Raw genomic sequence first — 20,496 nt, 5'->3', positions numbered from 1 at the left:
GAGATGAGGACGTGGGTTGCTCAAGCCTGCCCGCAAGAAGGAGAAGGATCCCGAGGGGCGGATGCCCCTCGCGGAACACCTTCGTGAGCTCCGCAACCGGCTCGCGAAGGCCGTCCTGGCCATTGTGATCGGTGCGGTCGTGGCCGCCTTTTTCTACCGGGACATCATCGATCTGCTCACCGAGCCCATCCAGCGCTCGGTGGGATGCACCAAGTCGTTCACGGAGCTGGCCCAGCAGAAGGAGGGTGCCTGCGGCAACATCACCGTCGAGGGCCTCCTGGGACCCTTCACGCTGATGATCAAGGTGGCGCTGACCGCCGGTGTCGTCATCGCCAGCCCCGTCTGGCTCTACCAGCTCTGGGCCTTTGTCGCGCCCGGCCTGCACAAGCACGAGAAGCGCTACTCGATGGCGTTCGTCGCGGCCGGCTTCCCCCTGTTCCTGGCAGGCGCGTACTTCTCGTACCACGTGCTTCCCGCGGCGGCCAGCGTCCTGATCGACTTCACGCCCGTCGGCGCGGTCAACCTGCTGCCGCTGGACGATCTGCTGAACCTCGTCACCCGCATGGTGATCGTCTTCGGTCTCTCCTTCGAGATGCCGCTGCTGCTGGTGATGCTGAACCTCACCGGGATGGTCACCGGGCGCCGGATGCTCGGCTGGTGGCGGGGCATGATCCTGGGCGTCACGGTCTTCGCGGCGTTCGCCACGCCCACGGTCGACCCGATCTCGATGCTGTCGCTCGCGGCCCCGATCGTCCTGCTGTACTTCCTGGCCACCGGCTTCGCCCTGATGAACGACCGGCGCAGGCGCCTGCGGGAGGCCGAGGGACCCGCCGACGACGAGGCCTCCGAGCTGGACCTCACCCCCGAGGAGGTCGGCGAGGTCGAACCCGTCACCCCCCACCGCACCCTGCCCGAGCAGACCGGCACGGAGCGGGTCAACGGGTACGACGACGTGACCTGACCTGACCCGACCACCGGCACCACCGACGGCCTTGGGCCGGCCGCCCGCAGCGCGAGAGGCCGGCCCCTCCTCGTTGCCGGGGTTCCCGGGCCGAACGGGATAATGATCGTCACGTTGTCAGTGCGGCCCGGTACGCTCGAAAGCACGATGACAGAGGACCTCTCACCGGCCGAGCGGTACGCGGCAGCGCGCAGGCGAGCTGCCGAGCAGGCCACCGCGCTCGCGGGCTTCCGCGAGATGTACGACTTCGGTCTCGACCCGTTCCAGATCGAGGCCTGCCAGGCGCTCGAGGCGGGCAAGGGCGTGCTGGTCGCCGCGCCCACCGGCTCCGGCAAGACGATCGTGGGCGAGTTCGCCGTCCACCTCGCCCTCCAGCAGGGCAGGAAGTGCTTCTACACGACACCCATCAAGGCGCTGTCCAACCAGAAGTACTCCGACCTGTGCCGTCGCTACGGCAGCGGCAAGGTCGGCCTGCTCACCGGCGACAACAGCCTCAACTCCGAGGCCCCGGTGGTCGTGATGACCACCGAGGTGCTGCGGAACATGCTGTACGCCGGCTCGCAGACCCTCCTCGGCCTCGGCTACGTGGTCATGGACGAGGTGCACTACCTCTCCGACCGCTTCCGCGGCGCCGTCTGGGAGGAAGTGATCATCCACCTGCCCGAGTCGGTGACCCTGGTGTCGCTGTCGGCGACCGTGTCCAACGCCGAGGAGTTCGGCGACTGGCTGGACACCGTCCGCGGCGACACCCAGGTGATCGTCTCCGAGCACCGGCCCGTGCCCCTGTTCCAGCACGTGCTGGCCGGACGCCGGATGTACGACCTGTTCGAGGAGGCCGAGGGCCACAAGAAGGCCGTCAACCCCGACCTGATGCGCATGGCCCGCCTCGAGGCCGGCCGCCCCTCGTTCCAGGACCGCCGGCGCCGGAACATGCGCGAGGCCGACCGCGAGCGCGAGCGCAGACAGCGCTCCCGGATCTGGACCCCGAGCCGTCCCGAGGTCATCGAACGGCTGGACGCCGAGGGCCTGCTCCCGGCGATCACCTTCATCTTCAGCCGCGCCGCCTGCGAGGCCGCCGTCCAGCAGTGCCTGTACGCGGGCCTCAGGCTCAACGACGAGCAGGCCCGGGAGGAGGTCCGCGCCCTGGTCGAGGAGCGCACCGCCTCCATCCCGCCGGAGGACCTGCACGTCCTCGGCTACTACGAGTGGCTGGAGGGCCTGGAGCGCGGTATCGCCGCCCACCACGCGGGCATGCTGCCGACCTTCAAGGAGGTCGTCGAGGAACTGTTCGTGCGCGGCCTGGTCAAGGCGGTCTTCGCCACCGAGACCCTGGCTCTCGGCATCAACATGCCCGCCCGCTCGGTGGTGCTGGAGAAGCTCGTCAAGTGGAACGGCGAGCAGCACGCCGACATCACCCCCGGCGAGTACACGCAGCTGACCGGCCGCGCCGGCCGCCGTGGCATCGACGTCGAGGGGCACGCGGTGGTGCTGTGGCAGCGGGGGATGAGTCCCGAGCACCTGGCGGGCCTGGCCGGCACCCGCACCTATCCGCTGCGCTCCAGCTTCAAGCCGTCGTACAACATGGCGGTCAACCTGGTCGAGCAGTTCGGCCGGCACCGCTCCCGCGAACTGCTGGAGACCTCCTTCGCGCAGTTCCAGGCCGACAAGTCGGTCGTCGGGATCTCCCGGCAGGTGCAGCGCAACGAGGAGGGTCTTGAGGGCTACAAGGCCTCGATGACCTGCCACCTCGGCGACTTCTCGGAGTACGCGCGGCTGCGTCGCGAACTGAAGGACCGCGAGACCGAGCTGGCCCGGCAGGGCGCGGTCCAGCGGCGTGCCGAGGCCGCCGTGGCCCTGGAGAAGCTCAAGCCGGGCGATGTCATCCACGTACCCACCGGCAAGTACGCCGGTCTGGCGCTGGTGCTGGACCCGGGCCTGCCGGCGGACCGTTCCAACGGCCACCGCGGCTTTGAGTACCAGGAGGGCCCGCGCCCGCTCGTCCTGACCGCCGAGCGGCAGGTCAAGCGGCTGGCGTCCATCGACTTCCCGGTGCCCGTGGAGCCGTTGGAGCGGATGCGGATCCCGAAGTCCTTCAACCCCCGCTCCCCGCAGTCCCGCAGGGACCTCGCCTCCGCACTGCGCACCAAGGCCGGGCACATCCCGCCGGAGCGGCACCGCAAGCGGCGCTCCCAGGCGGCCGACGACCGCGAGATCTCCCGGCTGCGCGCCGCGCTGCGCGCCCACCCCTGCCACGGGTGCGACGACCGCGAGGACCACGCCCGTTGGGCCGAGCGCTACCACCGGCTGCTGCGCGACACCAAGCAGCTGGAGCACCGCATCGAGGGCCGTACGAACACCATCGCGCGCACCTTCGACCGCATCGTGGCGCTGCTCACCGAGCTCGACTACCTGCGGGGCAACGAGGTGACCGAGCACGGCAAGCGGCTCGCCCGGCTCTACGGCGAACTCGACCTGCTCGCCAGCGAATGCCTGCGCGAGCGTGTCTGGGAGGGGCTGGGACCGGCCGAACTGGCCGCCTGCGTCTCGGCGTTGGTCTACGAGGCCCGGCTCAGTGACGACGCCCTGCCGCCCAAGCTGCCCTCGGGCAGGGCGAAGGCCGCGCTCGGCGAGATGGTGCGGATCTGGGGCCGGCTGGACGCCCTGGAAGAGGAGTTTCGCATCAACCAGACCGAGGGCGTGGGCCAGCGCGAGCCCGACCTCGGCTTCGCCTGGGCCGCCTACATGTGGGCCTCCGGCAAGGGGCTGGACGAGGTGCTGCGCGAGGCAGAGATGCCGGCGGGCGACTTCGTGCGCTGGTGCAAGCAGGTGATCGACGTGCTGGGCCAGATCTCGGCGGCGGCACCCGCCGAGGACTCGACGGTGGCCAGGAACGCGCGCAGGGCGGTGGACGGGCTGCTGCGGGGAGTCGTGGCCTACTCGTCGGTCGGCTGACCACGCCGACCGCGCCGCTCGCGTCGCATCGCGTCGATCTCAGGGCAGGGGCCCGGGTCCGGTGACGGGCCGCCCCTGCCCTGATGTGTTTCCTCACCCGTCAGGGTGAGCTGATTTCGTACACCTGTGCCTCATGACGCTTTGTGTTCGAACACGGTCCGAGTGTGTAAATCACCCGAGCGTACTCCTGTCCGCGCCTCGTTTCAGGCGGTCTCCCGATATGACACGGCGATGATCCGGTCGGACTAGGCTCGCCCACGGCGCACCGAGTTGAGGTGTATTCGTGCGCTTGTTCCCAAGTGTCCGCAGACCTGCCGAATATCCGGACAGTTCCCTGACATACCCACTGGAAGCTGCCCCGAACCCCAGCCGATTCATCTCAGAGGGCTTACATGGTGAGTGTTCAATCACCCCCCGGCGGCCGTGAACTTCCCTACATGCGCGTGTTGTTGCTGCCGGCCATAGTCATGGCGGCGGCCACCGGAGCCGCCGTCGCCCTGGTGGCCGACCCGGCCCGCTTCGCCGTCGCCTGCTGCGGCGCCGTCGCCACCCTCCTGGTCCTCGCCACGGGCGCCGAAGCGGTGCGCCGCGGCCGCACCATCCAGGACCAGCGGGCGGAGCACACCCGGCACACCGCGTATCTGGAGCGGCGTCTGGCCGCCCACGACCAGGAGATCGTCCGCCTCGGAACGGACATCATCCCCGCCGCCATCCACCACCTGCGCGGCAACAACACCCCCCGCGAGGTGATGCGCGACATCATCGACGGCAACCCCGAATGGCGCCGGATCCCCGAGTCGCAGCGCGAGGTCGTCCGCACGATCCTCAAGATCGTGGACGACGAGGAGAACATGCGTGACTCCACCCAGCGCTCCCTGGTCAGCATCGCCCGGCGCGTCCAGGCGATCGTGCACCAACAGGCCAGTGAGCTGAGGGAGATGGAGGAGGACCACGGCCGCAGCCCCGAGGTCTTCGACGACCTGCTGCGCATCGACCACGGCACCGCGCTGATCGGCCGCCTGGCCGACTCCATCTCCGTCATCGGCGGCGGCCGCCCCGGCCGCCAGTGGCCGAACCCCGTCACCCTCTACAGCGTGCTGCGCGGCGCCATGTCCCGGATCCTGGAGTACCGGCGCATCGAGCTGCACTCCATCGCCAAGGTCAACATCAAGGGCACCGACGTCGAGCCGGTCATCCACGCCGCGGCCGAACTCCTCGACAACGCCACCCGCTACTCCCCGCCGCAGACCAAGGTGCACGTCACCGCCGTGGAGGTGCAGACCGGCGTCGCCATCGAGATCGAGGACGGCGGCGTCAGCCTCAGCGAGGAGGCCCGCACCCGGATCGAGAGGCTGCTCGAGGCGGCCAAGGCCGGCGTCGACCCGCAGGAGCTCGGCGACACCCCGCGCCTGGGCCTCGCGGTCGTGGGACGCCTGTGTTCGGCGTACAACATGCAGGTCTCGCTGCGGGCCTCGGCGTACGGAGGCGTCCGCGCCGTCCTCGTCGTGCCGAGCAGCATGATGACCACCGACCCCGCCCCCGGACTCGCCCACGGCATCGGCGCCACCTCCATCCCCCGGCCCGGAGAGGACGCGGTGGAGGGACCCAAGCGCACCCCCAAGAAGCGCCGTCCCACCAGCCCCCGCATCCCCGCGACGGTGTCCATGGAGGACGACGTCCCCGAGGTCACCGAGTGGACCGCGACCGGCCTGCCGCAGCGCCGCAGCCGGGTCAGGACCCCGCTCAGCCAGCGCATCGCCGAACAGGCCGCCGCCGAGCGTGCCGCACAGGAGAGCGGCGGCTCCGTGTGGGACACACCCGAGCCCGCGCCCAAGGAGAACGAACCCGAACCGGGCCTGTGGGTCGAGGCCTTCTGGGACGGACTGAAGAAGGACAACCCCGGACCGGACCCGACCGCGTTCACACAGGACCCGACCGCTTATCTGCACCTGATCGAGAAGCCGGCCCATGCCGAGGCCGACGCTCAGGCCGACGACGAGGGGGACTACAAGTGATCCAGCAGCGAGCCAACTTCGACTGGATGCTCAAGGAGCTCCACGACGGCGTACCGGGCATCGAGATGATCGTCGTGCTCTCGGCCGACGGCCTGCGCATCGCCCGCTACGGCGGCGAGCCCGACGCCGCCGACCGGGTCGCCGCCGCCTGCGCCGGACTGCAGAGCCTGGCCACCGCCGTCGCCGTCGAGATCCCCGACAGCGACGGCCGGATGAAGCTGGTCATCATCGAGATCGGCGGCGGCTACTTCTACCTGATGTCCGCCGGTGCCAACGCCTACCTCGCGGTGCTCGCCGACATCCGCACCGAACCCGGTCTGATGAGCGCCCGCATGCGCGACCTGGTGGTCCGCATCGGCGCCCATCTGACCAGTCCGCCCCGGCGGGGTGGGCAGGCCGTATGACTCCTCCGCGACGCCAGAGGCGCTACCCCCGGCACGAACCGCCGCCGCCCCCCAAACCCGGCAAGCAGGGCGAGGCGAAGAACCCCGAACGCCTGTACGTGGTCGCCGGGGCGGACGAGGACGGCGCCCGCGCCGCCCTCGACCTGGTCACCCTGATCGTGGCACGCGCCGACCCACCGCCGTCCGCCACCCCGGAACAGGCGGCACTGCTGCGGCTGTGCACCGCACCCCTGTCCGTGGCCGAGCTGTCGGCCTACCTCAACCTGCCGTTCAGCGCGATGACGGTCCTGATCACCGAACTGCTCACGGCCGAACTGGTGCAGGCCCGCGCGCCGATCGTCCGCCAGGCGGTCCCCGACCGCTCCCTCCTCGAAGCGGTGATGCATGGACTTCAAAGGCTCTGACACCCTCCCCGGCCCGCGCACCGGGGACCATCTGCCGCACACGGCCCAGGCCGCGGTGAAGATCGTGATCGTCGGCGGTTTCGGGGTCGGCAAGACCACCATGGTCGGCTCGGTCAGCGAGATCAGGCCGCTGACCACCGAGGAGACCATGACCCAGGCCGGCATCGGCGTCGACGACAACTACGGCTCCGAGTCCAAGACGGCGACCACCGTGGCGATGGACTTCGGCCGCATCAGCATCACCGACCAGCTGGTGCTCTACCTCTTCGGCACCCCCGGCCAGGAGCGCTTCTGGTTCCTGTGGAACGGGCTGTTCGAGGGCGCCCTCGGCGCGGTCGTGCTGGCCGACACCCGTCGGCTGGAGGTCAGCTTCGACGTCATAGGGCGTCTGGAGGAGCGCGGCGTGCCCTTCGTCGTCGCCGTCAACTCCTTCCCGGACGGCCCCCGTTACCCGATCCGGGAACTGCGTGCGGCGCTCGATCTGGCCGAGGAGATCCCGATCGTCGAGTGCGACGCGCGTCGCCGCGCCTCCAGCCGGGACGTGCTGATGACACTCATGCGCTTCCTGCACTCCCTGGCCACCACGGGCTCACCGCGCTGAGCCGGCTCCCTGTCCCCCTTCCCTCCCGATCCGTCTTCCCGTTTCGCCTTTCCGTTCCGAAAGCGACCGCTGTGACGCCTGAACCCCACTTCCCGACCGGCACGGACGACCTCACCCTCGACCCGCCCCCCGACTGCCCCGCGCACGGCATCGGGCCCGGGGGGCTGCACCGGCTCCACGAGACCCCCGACCTGCGAGCGCTGTACCGGCGGCTCCGCGAGGAGTACGGCCCGGTGGCGCCCGTGCTGCTGCACGACGACGTACCGATCTGGGTGGTCCTCGGCCACACCGAGAACCTGCACATGGTGCGCACCCCCTCGCAGTTCACCCGGGACAGCCGTATCTGGACCCCGCTGAAGGACGGCACCATCAGGCCCGACCACCCGCTCATGCCGCACTTCGCCTGGCAGCCGGTCTGCTCCTACGCCGAGGGCGAGGAGCACAAGCGGCTGCGCGGTGCGGTCACCGGCGCCGCGGCGACCGTCGACCCGCGCGGCCTGCGCCGCCACATCGGCCGCGCCACCCAGCGGCTGGTCAACCGGTTCTGCGAGTCGGGCCACGCCGAACTCGTCGACCAGTTCGCCGAACACCTGCCCATGGCGGTGATGTGCCAGGTCCTCGGCATGCCCGAGGAGTACAACGACCGGATCGTGCAGGCCGCCCGCGACATGCTCAAGGGCACCGAGACCGCGATCGCCAGCAACGAGTACATCATGGACTGCCTGCGGCGGCTCACCGTCCGCCGCCGGGGCCGGCCCGAGGACGACTTCACCAGCCACCTCATCAACCACCCGGCCGGCCTGAGCGACGACGAGGTCAGCCAGCACCTGCGGGTCGTGCTCATCGCCGCCTACGAGGCCACCGCCAACCTGCTGGCCAACACCATCCGCCGGGTGCTCACCGACCCCGGCTTCCGCGCCCAGCTCAACGGCGGGCAGATGACGGTGCCTCAGGCGGTCGAGCAGTCCCTGTGGGACGAGCCGCCGTTCAGCACCATCCTCGGCTACTTCGCCAAGCAGGAGACGGAGCTCGGCGGCCGTCGCATCCGTCAGGGCGACGGGCTGCTGCTCGGCATCGCGCCGGCCAACGTCGACCCACGGGTGCGGCCCGACCCGACGGCCGACATGCAGGGCAACCGCTCCCACCTCGCCTTCAGCGGCGGCCCCCACGAATGCCCCGGCCAGGAGATCGGGCGCGCCATCGCCGATGTCGGCGTCGAGGCGCTGCTGATGCGGCTGCCGGACCTCCGGCTCGACTGCGCCGAGGAGGATCTGCGCTGGGCGGAGTCGCTCGCCTCGCAGCACCTGGTGGAGCTGCCGGTACGGTTCAGCCCGCGGCCGCCGCAGGACGTGAGGGCCAAGCCGAGCCACACCCCGCGTCCGTTTCCGCAGGCGCGTCCGTCCTGGGAGATGGGCACCGTGTCCGCACCGCCGACGCCGGTGCCGTCACCGCCCGAGCCCCCGGCCGCCCCGAGCGCCGTACCGGCCGGTGGGACGGGCCGCCCACAGGGGGTGTGGCAGCGCTTCTTGCGCTGGTGGCGCGGCTACTGACCGGCCCACCGCGCGAAGGACGACCAGGCCTGGAGCATCCGCCCGCTGGTGAAGCGGTGCTCGGCACCCGTCACCGGATCGGTGAACTCCAGTGCCCGCGCGAGCAGTTGCAGCGGGCGCCGGAAGTCGCCGGCCGGTACGGGGCCGGTCACCACCGGATAGAGCGGATCGCCGAGGATCGGCACGCCCAGCGCGCTCATGTGCACCCGCAGCTGATGCGTCTGCCCGGTGCCGGGCACCAGCCGGTAGCGGGCGAGTCCGTCCGCGCGGTGCTCGGCCAGTTCCACCCGCGTGACCGCGTTCGGCTCGCCCGCCACCTCCCGGGCGGCCTGCACCCCGCGCTCCTTCACGATCCGGCTGCGCACGGTCAGCGGCAGGGCGAGCGTCGGGTCGTACGGCGCCACGGCCTCGTACTCCTTGCGCACCCGGCGGTCGCGGAACAGCGTCTGGTACGCGCCGCGTTCCTCGGGCCGCACCGTGAACAGCACGAGCCCGGCGGTGAGCCGGTCCAGGCGGTGCGCCGCGGTGAGCTCCGGGACGTCCAGCTCCCGCCGCAGCCGGGCCAGCGCGGTCTCGGCGACGTGCGAGCCGCGCGGGGTGGTGGCGAGGAAGTGCGGCTTGTCCACGACGACGAGGTGCTCGTCGCGGTGGACCACCTCCAGCGGGAACGGCACCGGCGCCTCGTCGGGCAGCTCCCGGTGGAACCACACGTACATCCCCGGCTCGTACGGCGCGTCGGGCGCCACCGGCCGTCCGTCGGCCCCCACGATCAGCCCGGCCCCGAGCATCGCCTCGATCACGCCGGGCCCCGCGCCCGACAGCCGCTCCACCAGGTACTCCCGCACGGTGGCCCACGCCCCGTCGCCGGGCAGCCGCACCCGCACCGGGTCCACCCCGTGACGCTGGGGCAGGGGAGCGGGCGGAGTGCGGGTCTTGCGGTTCCTCATCGCCCGAAGCCTACGAGGCGCCGCACGGCCGGGAAAACCGCTGGGCCGGTGGCCGGTCCGGGCAGCGTCGAAGCGGCGGTACCCGTCCGGTACCGCCGCTTCGACGCGTTCACGCGGCCGGGGCCGCGCCCTCCTGTTCCGCCTCGACGCGGGCGTTCCACTCGCGCTTGGAGGACTGCCAGCCGTCCTCGTTGTGGCCGAGGCGCCAGTAGCCGGAGAGGGACAGGTCCTCGCGGGGAACGGCGTGCTCGACGCGCAGCAGGCGGCGCAGTTCCTTGACGAAGCCGGCCTCGCCGTGCACGAACGCGTGCACCCGTCCCTCGGGGAAGTCCAGGGCTCGTACGGCCTCCACCAGCGCCTGGCCGACGGGTCGCTCCCCGCGGTGCAGCCAGACCACCTCCACGTGGGAGTCGATCTTCTGCTCCTCCTCGGGGCCGGCGACCTCGATGAAGGCGTGGGCCGTGGCGCCCTCGGGCAGTGTCTCCAGGGAGCGGGCGATCGCCGGCAGGGCGCTCTCGTCACCGGCGAGCAGATGCCAGTCGGCGCTCGCGTCGGGGGCGTAGGCGCCGCCGGGGCCCAGGAAACGCACGGTCTCACCCGGTCGTGCGAGCAGTGCCCAGGGACCGGCCAGGCCCTCGGCGCCGTGGATCACGAAGTCCAGGGTCAGCTCGCGGTGCTCGGGGTCCCAGGCGCGCACGGTGTACGTCCGTGTCACCGGCCACTGCTCGCGCGGGAACTCCTCGCGGATCCGCTCCATGTCGAAGGGCTCGGGATAGGTGACCCCGTCGGCAGGGAACAGCAGCTTCACGTAGTGGTCCGTGCACGTGTCGGGCGAGAAGTCCGCCAGGCCGTCACCACCGAGCACCACGCGCTGCATGCGCGGGGTCAGCCGTTCGGTGCGGACGACCCGCGCGGTGTGGACCCTGCGCGGCTTGCGCACCGGACGTTCTGCCATGACGGCCTCCCTGTTCCGCTACTTAGGTTTACCTAAGTTAACACGGCGGCCGTCACGCCCCCAGCGTGTCGAGCAGCCGCCGCAGGGAACCTCCCAGTCCCCAGCGGGCGGCCAGCTCCTCGGCCGCCGCCGGATCGCGCGGGGTGCGCGGCAGCGTCGTGTCCACGTCCGGCAGCGGGACGTCGGCGGCCACGCGCACGACCTTCGGCGCCACCGCGAGATACGGCCGCGCCCCATCGAGCCGCCCCCGCTGCGACGGCGTGAGCCCGGACTTCGGGTCGTCGACGGCCGCCATGATCCCGGCCAGGTCGCCGAACTCGGCGAGCAGCCTGGCCGCCGTCTTCTCCCCGATGCCGGGCACCCCCGGCAGCCCGTCGCTCGGGTCGCCGCGCAGCAGTGCCAGATCCGCGTACCCGCTGCCGTCGACCCCATACTTCTCCCGCAGCACCGCCTCGTCGGTGATCTGCAGCGTGCCCACGCCCCTGACCGGGTACAGCACCCGCACCCCGCGCGCGTCGTCCACCAGCTGGTACAGGTCGCGGTCCCCGGTGACGATGTCGACCGGACCCTTCGTCCGCGCCGTGAACGTGCCGATCACGTCGTCCGCCTCGTACCCCGCGACGCCCACGCGCGCGATGCCGACGGCGTCCAGGACGGATTCGATCACCGGGACCTGCGGGGAGAGGGTGTCGGGCACCTCCTCCTCGTCCGGACCGCTCTCGTGCTCCTCGGCGACCCGGTGCGCCTTGTAGGAGGGGATCAGCTCCACCCGCCACGCCGGCCGCCAGTCGGCGTCCATGCAGGCCACCAGGTGGCCGGGCCGGTGGTCCCTGACCAGGCGGTCGATGAAGTCGAGCAGCCCGCGCACGGCGTTCACCGGCGTGCCGTCCGGGGCCTTGACCGACTCCGGGACCCCGAAGTAGGCGCGGAAATACAGGGAGGCGGTGTCGAGGAGCATCAGTCGTCCGGTCACGCCTCGCATCATGCCGTACGGCACTGACAGCCACCCGCCGCGCGAAACGGGCGTTCCGGCCGGGAAGGAGCCCGAACTGTGACCCCGCTCACAGTTTGGTTTCGGCCAAAAGGACCTGGGCAGGCGCGAACCCGGACCAGAGGTGGTTGATTTCTTCAACTGTTGGCACCCCTCCGGATCCCGTCCTTGGCCCCGAGACAAGAGGTAAGCGTGTCTTCCAGACTGCAGGCCCAGCACCTGTTCAAGGTGTTCGGCCGACGACCGGACGAGGCAGTGGAGAAACTACGGCAGGGCGCGGACCGTGAGGACCTGCGTGCCGACGGCGCCACCGCCGCCGTGATCGACGCCTCCTTCACCGTCGAGCCCGGTCAGATCTTTGTCGTCATGGGCCTGTCCGGCTCCGGCAAGTCCACGCTCCTGCGCATGCTGAACGGTCTGCTCGAGCCGACCGCCGGCACCGTCAGCTTCGACGGCCAGGACCTGACCGCGCTCAGCGACCGCGAACTGCGCGAGGTCCGCTCCAGGAAGATCAGCATGGTCTTCCAGCACTTCGCGCTCTTCCCGCACCGCAGCGTCCGCGAGAACGCCGCCTACGGACTGGAAGTGCAGGGCGTGCCCCGCGCCGAGCGCGAACGCCGCGCCGACGAGGCGCTCGCCCTGTGCGGCCTGGCCGGCTGGGAGAAGTCCTGGCCCGACGAGCTGTCCGGCGGCATGCAGCAGCGCGTGGGCCTGGCCCGCGCCCTGGCCACCGACGCCGGCCTGCTGCTGATGGACGAGTCCTTCAGCGCCCTGGACCCGCTGATCCGCCGCGACATGCAGGACCAGCTGCTCCAGCTGCAGAAGACCCTGAAGAAGACCATCGTCTTCATCACCCACGACCTCAACGAGGCCATGCGCCTGGGCGACCGGATCGCCGTCATGCGCGACGGCCGCATCGTGCAGACCGGCACCGCGGAGGACATCCTGCTGCGCCCCGCCGACGACTACGTCGCCTCCTTCATCCAGGACGTCGACCGCTCGCGGGTACTGACCGCGGAGGCGGTCATGGACCGCGAGGTGCGCGGCGACGAGGCGGACTGCGGCTGCGACACCGTCACCCCGCACACCCCGTTCACCGAGCTGTGCGCGATCAGCGCCCGCGTTCCCCACCCGGTCGCCGTGCTGGACGAGGGCCGGGAACTCGTCGGCGTCGTCCAGCGCCGGCGCCTCGTCGGCTTCCTCGGCGACGCGCAGAGCACCCCGGTGAGCTGCGACGCGCCGCGGGACAAGGGCGGCGAGAAGGAGGTGGCCCGTGCCTAGGATCCCGCTCGGCGACTGGGTCAACTCCACGGTCGACTGGCTGCTCGGCCACATGGCCTGGCTCTTCGACTTCTGCAAGTCCGTCTTCACCGGCTCCTACGACGGGATCAACGCCGTCCTCCAGGCGCCGCAGCCGCTGCTGCTCGCCGGTATCTTCGCCGTGCTCGCCTGGTGGCTGCGCGGCTCCTTCGCCGGAGTGCTCACCTTCGCCGGATTCGCCTTCATCGACTCGATGGGGCTGTGGTCCAACGCGATGATCACCCTGTCGCTGGTGCTGGTCGCCACGATCATCGCGCTGGTGATCTCGGTGCCGGTCGGCATCTGGGCGGCCCGCTCCGACCGGGTCAGCGCCCTCGTCCGGCCGGTCCTGGACTTCATGCAGACGCTGCCGGCGATGGTCTACCTCATCCCGGCCATCCTGTTCTTCGGCACGGGCGCCTCCGCGGGCATCGTCGCCACCCTGATCTTCGCCCTCGCACCCGGTGTGCGCATGACCGAGCTGGGCATCCGCCAGGTCGACAAGGAACTGGTGGAGGCGGCCGAGGCGTTCGGCACCACGCCCCGCAACACGCTGCTGCGCGTCCAGCTGCCGCTGGCCCTGCCCACGGTCATGGCCGGCGTCAACCAGGTGATCATGCTCGGCCTGTCCATGGCCGCGATCGCCGGCATGGTCGGCACCGGCGGCCTCGGCGGCGACGTCAACGAGGCCATCGGCCAGCTCAACATCGGCCTCGGCGCCGAGTCCGGCGTCGCCATCGTGATCCTCGCGATCTACCTGGACCGCATGACCAGCGCCCTGGGCACCGAGGTCTCCCCGCTCGGCCGGCGCGCCGCCGCCAGGGCGCGGGCCGCCAAGGGCCTGAAGATCTGGTCCTACCGGCCGCAGCCGCAGATCGCCGTCGTCGGCGTGGTGATCCTCGCCCTCGTCGCGGGTGGCATGGGCATCTTCGGCGGCAACGGGGACAGCGCGACCACCGCCTCCGACGGCGGCGACATCGGCAAGGGCAGGAAGATCACCATCGGGTACATCCCGTGGGACGAGGGCGTCGCCTCCACCTACCTGTGGAAGGAGGTCCTCGAACAGCGCGGCTACAAGGTCGAGGCCCGGCAGTTCGACGCGGGCCCCCTCTACACCGCGCTCGCCCAGGGCAGCGTCGACTTCCAGACCGACGCCTGGCTGCCGGTCACCCACGAGCAGTACTGGAAGAAGTACGGCGAGCGGCTCGAGGACCTCGGCTCCTGGTACGGCCCGACCTCCCTGGAGCTGTCCGTCCCCTCGTACATGAAGGACGTCGACTCCCTGGAGGACCTCAAGGGCAAGGCGTCCGCCTTCGGCGGGAAGGTCACCGGCATCGAGTCCAGCGCCGGAATGATGGGCCTGCTCAAGAGCAAGGTCCTCAAGGAGTACGGCCTGGACAAGGAGTACAAGGTCGTCGACAGCTCCACGCCCGCGATGCTGGCCGAGCTCAAGCGTGCCTACGGCAAGAAGGAACCCATCGTCGTCACGCTCTGGTCGCCGCACTGGGCGTACAGCGACTACGACCTGAAGAAGCTGAAGGACCCCAAGGACGCCTGGGGCGCCGGCGACGGCGTGCACACGCTGGCCCGCAAGGGCTTCTCCCACGACGACCCGGTCGTCGGCGGCTGGCTGAAGAACTTCAAGCTGAGCGAGAAGCAGCTCACCAGCCTCGAGTCCGAGATCAACAAGGCCGGCAAGGGCCGGCAGCAGGACGCCGTGCGCGTCTGGCTGAAGGACAACCCGGACGTCGTCGACAAGCTCGCCCCGATACCGTCCGGCTCCTCCGCGAAGTCGGCCGACGGCAGGAGCGTCCTGGACGCCGAGTAGTCCCGGACGGGACGAGGACACCGTCCGAGGGGCGGGCCTTTCCTCACACCCACGTGGGGCAGGGCCCGCCCCTCACCCGTGCGCACAGTCGGAATCCGGCCAACCGCACGGAGTCATCCCCGTACCCCTCGGCTCCGCGCGATCCTTACAAGGACGTGACGGCCGTATGAAACTGTTTGCCGAACATGCGTAGGGTGCAGAGAACTCCTCAAAAGGAGTGCGCCCGCGACCGGGCCCACGGGCAGCGGCCCCACGAGCAGCGGACCGACGAGCGAAGGAGGGAGCCGGAGCGATGGGCGACCACAAAGAACAGCCTCTTCGAGTGGGCGCGGCCGTACGGCGGCGGCGCCGCGCGCTGGGCCTCACCCTTGCCGTCGTGGCCGACCGCAGCGGCCTGTCGGTGCCCTTCCTGAGCCAGATCGAGAACGACCGGGCCCGCCCCAGCACCAGCTCCCTGGAGAAGGTCGCCGACGCGCTGCGCACCACCGCCGTGGAACTGCTCGCGGCGGCCGACCCGGCGTGCAGCGTCGACGTCGTACGCGCCGAGGCCACCGAGCTGGAGCCCGAGCCCCGGATGCGTTCCCTGGTACGCGGCCACCACCAGCTGCACGCCTCGGAGTTCACCGGCGACCACGACACCGGACGCGAGTTCCAGCACCGCAACGACGAGTTGATGTACGTCGCCGACGGAGCGGTGGAGGTCGAGGCCGAGGGCCGCGCCTACCGGCTGGTGCGCGGCGACACCATGTACCTCACCGGCGGGGTCCGCCACCGCTGGCGGGCGACCGTGCCCGACACCCGGCTGATCGTGGTCGCGGTCGCGGAGCACATCGAAGCGGTGCAGGACCGGGCGCGCTGATGCGGGTCGTCTCCCTGGTGCCCTCGCTCACCGAGGCGGTCGCGGTGTCCCTGCCCGGCGTCCTGGTCGGCGCCACCGACTGGTGCAGCCATCCGGCGGACCTCGACGTCACCCGCGTCGGCGGCACCAAGAACCCCGAGGTCGAGCGGATCATCGCCCTCGCCCCCGACCTGGTGATCGCCAACGAGGAGGAGAACCGCGCCCCCGACCTCGACGCCCTGCGCGCGGCCGGTCTCGAGGTGCTGGTGACCGAGGTCCGCGACCTGCCGCAGGCCCTGGAGGAACTGGCGCGGGTGCTGCACGCCTGCGGCGCGGTGCGCCGGCCCCGGTGGCTGGACGAGGCCGAGGCGGCCTGGTCGGCCCTGCCCGTGCCCCGGCGCCGTACGACCGCCGTCGTACCGGTCTGGCGGCGGCCCTGGATGGTGCTGGGCCGGGACACCTTCGCCGGTGACGTCCTGGCCCGCCTGGGCGTCGACCACCTCTACGCCCACCACGCCGACCGCTACCCGCGCATCCCGCTCCAGGAGCTGCGGGCGGCGGTCCCGGACGTGGTAGTCCTGCCGGACGAGCCGTACCGCTTCACCGCCGACGACGGTCCCGAGGCCTTCCCCGGACTGCCCTGCGCCCTGGTCGGCGGACGGCACCTGACGTGGTACGGGCCGTCGCTGGCGCAGGCTCCGCGGGTGCTGGGCGAGGCGCTGCGAGCAGCGCGCCGCTGACCATCCCGCGCGCTGCCGCCGTCGGCGGCGACCGGGACTCCGGGTTTTCCGGAGCCCGGGGCCCCACCAGGGGTCTGCGTCTCCCGAGTCATAAACTGGGTTTATGACAAGGCCCGAGGCGAACCGAGGCAGCGGCGAGGCCGGAGCGGGACGGCCGCCGGGGGCCTCGCTCGCGCACCGGGTGCCGGACCTGGGCGCGCTGGAACTGCTGCTGGGGGTCGCACGGCTCGGGAGTCTCGGCGGGGCGGCGCGGGAGCTGGGCATCACCCAGCCGGCGGCCAGCAGCCGGATCCGTTCCATGGAACGGCAGCTGGGCGTGGCGCTGGTGGACCGTTCGCCGCGCGGGTCGCGGCTGACGGACGCCGGAGCCCTGGTCACCGACTGGGCGCGGCGGATCGTGGAGGCGGCGGAGGCCTTCGACGCGGGCGCGCAGGCGCTGCGCGACCGGCGGGACTCGCGGCTGCGGGTGGCGGCCAGCATGACGATCGCGGAGTACCTGCTGCCCGGGTGGCTGATCGCGCTGCGCGCGCGACGGCCGGACACGGCGGTGTCGCTGCTCGCCGGGAACTCCGCGGTGGTGGCCGAGCGGCTGCTGGCGGACGAGGCGGACCTCGGTTTCGTGGAGGGGCTGTCCGTGCCGTCCGGACTGGACTCCGTGGTGATCGGCCACGACCACCTGATCGTGGTGACGGCCCCGGCCCACCCGTGGGCCCGCCGCCGGCGTCCCCTGGCGGCGGAGGAACTGGCCGCGACCCCGCTGATCCTGCGGGAGAAGGGCTCCGGCACCCGGCAGGTCCTGGACGCGGCGCTGGGCGGCCTCGCGCGCCCGCTGATCGAGCTCTCCTCCACCACGGCGGTGAAGGCCTCCGCGGTCAGCGGAGCCGGGCCGGCGGTGCTCAGCGAACTCGCCGTCGGCGAGGAACTGTCCCTGCGCCGGCTGGTCACCGTCCCGGTGGACGGCGTCGCCCTCGGGCGCGATCTGCGGGCGGTCTGGCCGGCCGGCCACCGCCCGGTGGGCCCGGCCCGCGAGCTGCTGTCCCTGACCCGGTCGGGAAAGAGCTGAGGCAAGGAGCCGAGGCCGGGACCCGGCCGGGGCAGGAGCTCCGGGGCAGGAGTCCTACGTGCGGGAGGAGCCGGCCGTACCGGAAGGGCCGGCCGCTGCCCGCACCAACTCCCGCATGACCCGTACGTCCTCGCCCATCTCCGGATGCCACTGCACGCCCAGCACCCAGCCCTCGGGCAGTTCCACGGCCTCCACCGTGCCGTCCGCCGCGTACGCCGACGCGACCAGGCCCTCACCGAGCCGGTCGACGGCCTGGTGGTGGTAGGTCGGGACGGACGCCTCCTCCGGTACGGCCGCGGCGTAACGAGTGCCGGGGACCGGCTTGACCGCGTGCGCGCCGAAGACGCCGACCACCTGGGCGTGTCCGTCGAGGTGCTGGAGCAGGGTGCCGCCCAGGGCGACGTTCAGCAGTTGCATGCCGCGGCAGATGCCGAGCAGCGGGAGGCGTGCGGCCAGGGCGGCCTCGATCAGGGCCAGTTCCCAGGTGTCCCGGGCCCGGCACGGCGGCCCCGTACGCGGATCCGGCTCCGCGCCGTAGCGCACCGGCTCGACGTCCGGGCCGCCCGCGATCACCAGCCCGTCGAGCCGGGCCACGGCCGCCGCCGCCCGCTCCGGCTCGTCCGGCGGCAGCATCGCGGCGAGCCCGCCCGCCCGCTGCACCAGCCGTGGATAGCCCACCGGCAGCAGCGCCGACTCCAGCTCCCACACCCCCCAGCGCGTCCCTGGCTCCAGGTACGTACTGATCCCGATGAGCGGTCGTCCCGTCACACGGCCCTCCTTCGCATGCGATGGTCTGCACCCCTGTCCACGGCCCGGGTTGATCCGGGGTGGGCTACAGGAAGGTGTGTCCCTCACCCCGGTACGTCGGTACGGTCGCGGTCACCCGGTCGCCCTCGACCAGGTGCAGGGCGTCGAACCGCTCGCACAATTCCCCGGCCTTCGCGTGCCGGAACCACACCTTGTCGCCGATCAGCAGATCGTCGGCGGGCGAGCCGAGCAGCGGGGTCTGCACCTCGCCGGGGCCCTCCTGGGGGTCGTAGCGCAGCCCCTCGGGCAGGTACGGCATCGGCAGCCGGTCCGGGCCGGCCGCGCCGGAGGCCGGGTAGCCGCCGCCGAGGACCGTCACGATCCCGACGCCGGGGCGCCGCACGACGGGCTGGGCGAACAGGGCCGCCGGACGGCCGCGGAAGGACGTGTAGTTGTCGAAGAGCCGCGGGACGTACAGCCCGGATCCCGCGGCGACCTCGGTGACCGCGTCCTCCGCCGCGGTGTGCTGCACGCTGCCCGTGCCGCCGCCGTTGACGAACTCCAGCCCCGGTGCCACGGCCCGCACCGCGCGCACCACCGCCGCCCGCCGCTCGGCCAGCTCCCGGCGCGCGGCGGCCTGCATCAGCCGGATCGCGCGCGAGCGCAGGGGCCGCCCGGCGACCGCGTCGCCCACGCCCGCGACATGACCCTCGTACGCCATGATTCCCACGAGCTCGAACCCCGGCCGCCGGGCCACCGTACGGGCCATGTCGGCGACCTGAGCGGGGGAGTGCAGCGGGGAGCGGTGGGCACCGATGCGCACTCTTCCGCCGAGCAGCTTCAGCGAGGTGTCCAACTCCAGGCAGACCCGGACGACTTCGCGTCCGCCCTCGCGCGAGGCGTCGATGAGGTCGAGCTGCGCCGGGTCGTCGACCATCACCGTGACGGCGCGGGCGAGCTTGGGGTCGGCGGCGAGTTCGGCGTAGCCGGCGCGGTCGGCGGACGGATAGGCGAGCAGGACGTCGTCGAAGCCGGAGCGAGCCAGCCACAGGGACTCGGCGAGGGTGAAGGACATGAGGCCCGCGAAGCCGTCCTTCGCGAGGGCGCGTTCCAGTAGGGCCCGGCAGCGCACGGACTTGCTGGCGACCCGGACCGGTTTGCCGCCGGCCCGGCGGACGAGATCGTCCGCGTTGGCGTCGAACGCGTCCAGGTCCACGATCGCGACGGGGGCGTCCAGATGGGCGGTGGCCCGGTCGTAACGGGCCCGGTCGGCGGCGCGCGCAGTCATGAACGAAGCCTGCCAGACGGGATTACCGCAGGGTAGGGGGACGTTCCGGGCAGATGCCCCGGGCTTGTGGACTGGTTCCCGCTCAGGGGGGAGCAACCCGTAGAGTGACGCGCACGTACGGCGGAGACGCCCAGTGATCCCGGTCGCGGAGTTGAGCCGGGATGGCGGTTCGCCCGTACGGGTATGCGTGCCCGGTGACGACGAGTCCGCACCGGGCGGGGCAACGAGGACGGCCGCGCCCGGGGGGAACGGCCCGGGCACGAGGAAACGGGGGGTGCATGAGCACGGAAGCGCGCCACGCCCCCGTCCCCCCAGGGCCGAGGCGGCCCGCGGGGGGCGACTCCGACGGCGGAGCGGCCGAGCGGGACGCCGAGCGGAGCGCGGTGCCCCCCGGCGCACCGGCGGCGGGCTCCCGCGTCACGGGACGCGACACGGCCCTTCCGTCACCCCGCAGCGACGCCACCCGCCCCCACTTCCCGGACTTCCGCCGCACGCCCCCGCCCCAGGCCACGGCCCGCTTCCCGGACAGACCACCGGCGGCCGGGCGTGAGACGTCCGCGGACGGCGGGGGACGGGTGTCGGCCCGGTCTTCGGAGACGTCGTCGACACCCGGTCGGGGTGGGGCATCGGGTGGTCAGGGTGTTGCGGAGGGTGCCGCGTTCGCCGACGGGGGCGGGCGGGTCCCGTCCCGTTTCCCGGGTGTGTCGCCGAAAGGGCGTGGGGCGTCTGCGGATTCGGTGGGGCCTTCGGGTACTTCGCCCGCGGCTGGTCGTGGGGCGTCGTCGGGTGGTCAGGGTTTCGCGGACGACGCGGCGTCCGCCAACGGGGGCGCGTGGGCCGCGGCCCGCCTCCCCGGCACGCCGGCGAGGCCCGGGCGTGGGACGCCGGGCCGGAACGCGCCCGGGGGCATACC

Annotated in this window: 16 protein-coding genes and 1 pseudogene; 12 read left to right on the top strand and 5 right to left on the bottom strand. The window is 72.0% G+C overall.

Going from position 1 to position 20,496, the window contains the following annotated elements; genetic code table 11:
* Window positions 1-16 precede the first annotated feature (16 nt).
* From tatC to DEP02_RS16540, 7 genes are all read left to right on the top strand, one after another.
* Entirely contained in the window at window positions 17-961 is a 945-nt protein-coding gene (tatC, locus tag DEP02_RS16570) for a twin-arginine translocase subunit TatC (protein ID WP_112468112.1), read from the top strand.
* A gap of 102 nt (window positions 962-1,063) precedes the next feature.
* Window positions 1,064-3,913 carry a DEAD/DEAH box helicase gene (locus DEP02_RS16565; RefSeq protein ID WP_112468109.1) on the top strand — a complete coding sequence of 950 codons (2,850 nt, stop codon included), beginning with the start codon at window positions 1,064-1,066 and terminating at the stop codon, window positions 3,911-3,913.
* A 437-nt stretch (window positions 3,914-4,350) separates the two neighbouring features.
* Window positions 4,351-5,928: a sensor histidine kinase gene (locus tag DEP02_RS16560; RefSeq protein ID WP_232839155.1), complete on the top strand. Its 1,578-nt coding sequence runs from the start codon at window positions 4,351-4,353 to the stop codon at window positions 5,926-5,928.
* Entirely contained in the window at window positions 5,925-6,332 is a 408-nt protein-coding gene (locus tag DEP02_RS16555) for a roadblock/LC7 domain-containing protein (protein WP_112468107.1), read from the top strand. Before DEP02_RS16560 ends, DEP02_RS16555 begins: the two co-directional genes overlap by 4 nt.
* Complete coding sequence (locus DEP02_RS16550; protein WP_112468105.1) at window positions 6,329-6,736, top strand: DUF742 domain-containing protein; 408 nt, start codon at window positions 6,329-6,331, stop codon at window positions 6,734-6,736. Before DEP02_RS16555 ends, DEP02_RS16550 begins: the two co-directional genes overlap by 4 nt.
* Window positions 6,717-7,337, top strand: coding sequence for a GTP-binding protein (locus tag DEP02_RS16545; RefSeq protein ID WP_112468103.1), 621 nt, complete (start codon window positions 6,717-6,719; stop codon window positions 7,335-7,337). Before DEP02_RS16550 ends, DEP02_RS16545 begins: the two co-directional genes overlap by 20 nt.
* A 71-nt stretch (window positions 7,338-7,408) precedes the next feature.
* Window positions 7,409-8,887, top strand: a complete 1,479-nt coding sequence (locus DEP02_RS16540; protein ID WP_112468101.1) for a cytochrome P450 — start codon at window positions 7,409-7,411, stop codon at window positions 8,885-8,887.
* Here the strand turns inward: DEP02_RS16540 and DEP02_RS16535 are convergent.
* The 3 genes from DEP02_RS16535 to DEP02_RS16525 form a co-directional block, all read right to left on the bottom strand.
* Window positions 8,881-9,834: an RluA family pseudouridine synthase gene (locus tag DEP02_RS16535; protein WP_112468099.1), complete on the bottom strand. Its 954-nt coding sequence runs from the start codon at window positions 9,832-9,834 to the stop codon at window positions 8,881-8,883. The genes DEP02_RS16540 and DEP02_RS16535 overlap by 7 nt on opposite strands.
* A gap of 109 nt (window positions 9,835-9,943) precedes the next feature.
* Window positions 9,944-10,789, bottom strand: coding sequence for a siderophore-interacting protein (locus DEP02_RS16530; RefSeq protein WP_112468097.1), 846 nt, complete (start codon window positions 10,787-10,789; stop codon window positions 9,944-9,946).
* Between the two features lie 52 nt (window positions 10,790-10,841).
* A complete protein-coding gene (locus DEP02_RS16525; RefSeq protein WP_232839156.1) occupies window positions 10,842-11,771 on the bottom strand; it encodes a 5'-3' exonuclease in 930 nt (309 codons plus the stop codon).
* Window positions 11,772-11,972: 201 nt separating this feature from the next.
* Here DEP02_RS16525 and DEP02_RS16520 point away from each other — a divergent pair, with 201 nt between their 5' ends.
* The 5 genes and pseudogenes from DEP02_RS16520 to DEP02_RS16500 all read left to right on the top strand — a co-directional run bounded on the left by DEP02_RS16520 (window position 11,973) and on the right by DEP02_RS16500 (window position 17,548).
* The gene (locus DEP02_RS16520) at window positions 11,973-13,061 is read left to right on the top strand and encodes a quaternary amine ABC transporter ATP-binding protein (protein ID WP_112468095.1); all 1,089 of its coding nucleotides are present in this window, start codon (window positions 11,973-11,975) and stop codon (window positions 13,059-13,061) included.
* Window positions 13,054-14,898 (top strand): annotated as a pseudogene (locus DEP02_RS16515) (ABC transporter permease/substrate binding protein); the annotation flags it as partial. The gene DEP02_RS16520 and the pseudogene DEP02_RS16515, both read left to right, overlap by 8 nt.
* A gap of 301 nt (window positions 14,899-15,199) precedes the next feature.
* Window positions 15,200-15,766 (top strand): helix-turn-helix domain-containing protein, encoded by a 567-nt coding sequence (locus tag DEP02_RS16510; protein WP_112468093.1) that lies wholly within the window; start codon window positions 15,200-15,202, stop codon window positions 15,764-15,766.
* A complete protein-coding gene (locus DEP02_RS16505; RefSeq protein ID WP_112468091.1) occupies window positions 15,766-16,485 on the top strand; it encodes a helical backbone metal receptor in 720 nt (239 codons plus the stop codon). Before DEP02_RS16510 ends, DEP02_RS16505 begins: the two co-directional genes overlap by 1 nt.
* Before the next feature lie 103 nt (window positions 16,486-16,588).
* Window positions 16,589-17,548, top strand: coding sequence for a LysR family transcriptional regulator (locus DEP02_RS16500; protein WP_232839154.1), 960 nt, complete (start codon window positions 16,589-16,591; stop codon window positions 17,546-17,548).
* Between the two features lie 54 nt (window positions 17,549-17,602).
* Here the strand turns inward: DEP02_RS16500 and DEP02_RS16495 are convergent, their stop codons facing one another.
* Together DEP02_RS16495 and DEP02_RS16490 are read right to left on the bottom strand one after the other, a co-directional pair.
* Window positions 17,603-18,316, bottom strand: coding sequence for a gamma-glutamyl-gamma-aminobutyrate hydrolase family protein (locus DEP02_RS16495; protein WP_112468087.1), 714 nt, complete (start codon window positions 18,314-18,316; stop codon window positions 17,603-17,605).
* Window positions 18,317-18,380: 64 nt separating this feature from the next.
* Window positions 18,381-19,583 carry an amino acid deaminase/aldolase gene (locus DEP02_RS16490; RefSeq protein ID WP_112468085.1) on the bottom strand — a complete coding sequence of 401 codons (1,203 nt, stop codon included), beginning with the start codon at window positions 19,581-19,583 and terminating at the stop codon, window positions 18,381-18,383.
* Window positions 19,584-20,496: the final 913 nt, after the last annotated feature.

The sequence above is a fragment of the Streptomyces triticisoli genome (assembly GCF_003270085.1).
In the GTDB taxonomy this organism is placed as follows: domain Bacteria; phylum Actinomycetota; class Actinomycetes; order Streptomycetales; family Streptomycetaceae; genus Streptomyces; species Streptomyces triticisoli.
This window is presented reverse-complemented; position numbering and strand designations above follow the sequence as displayed.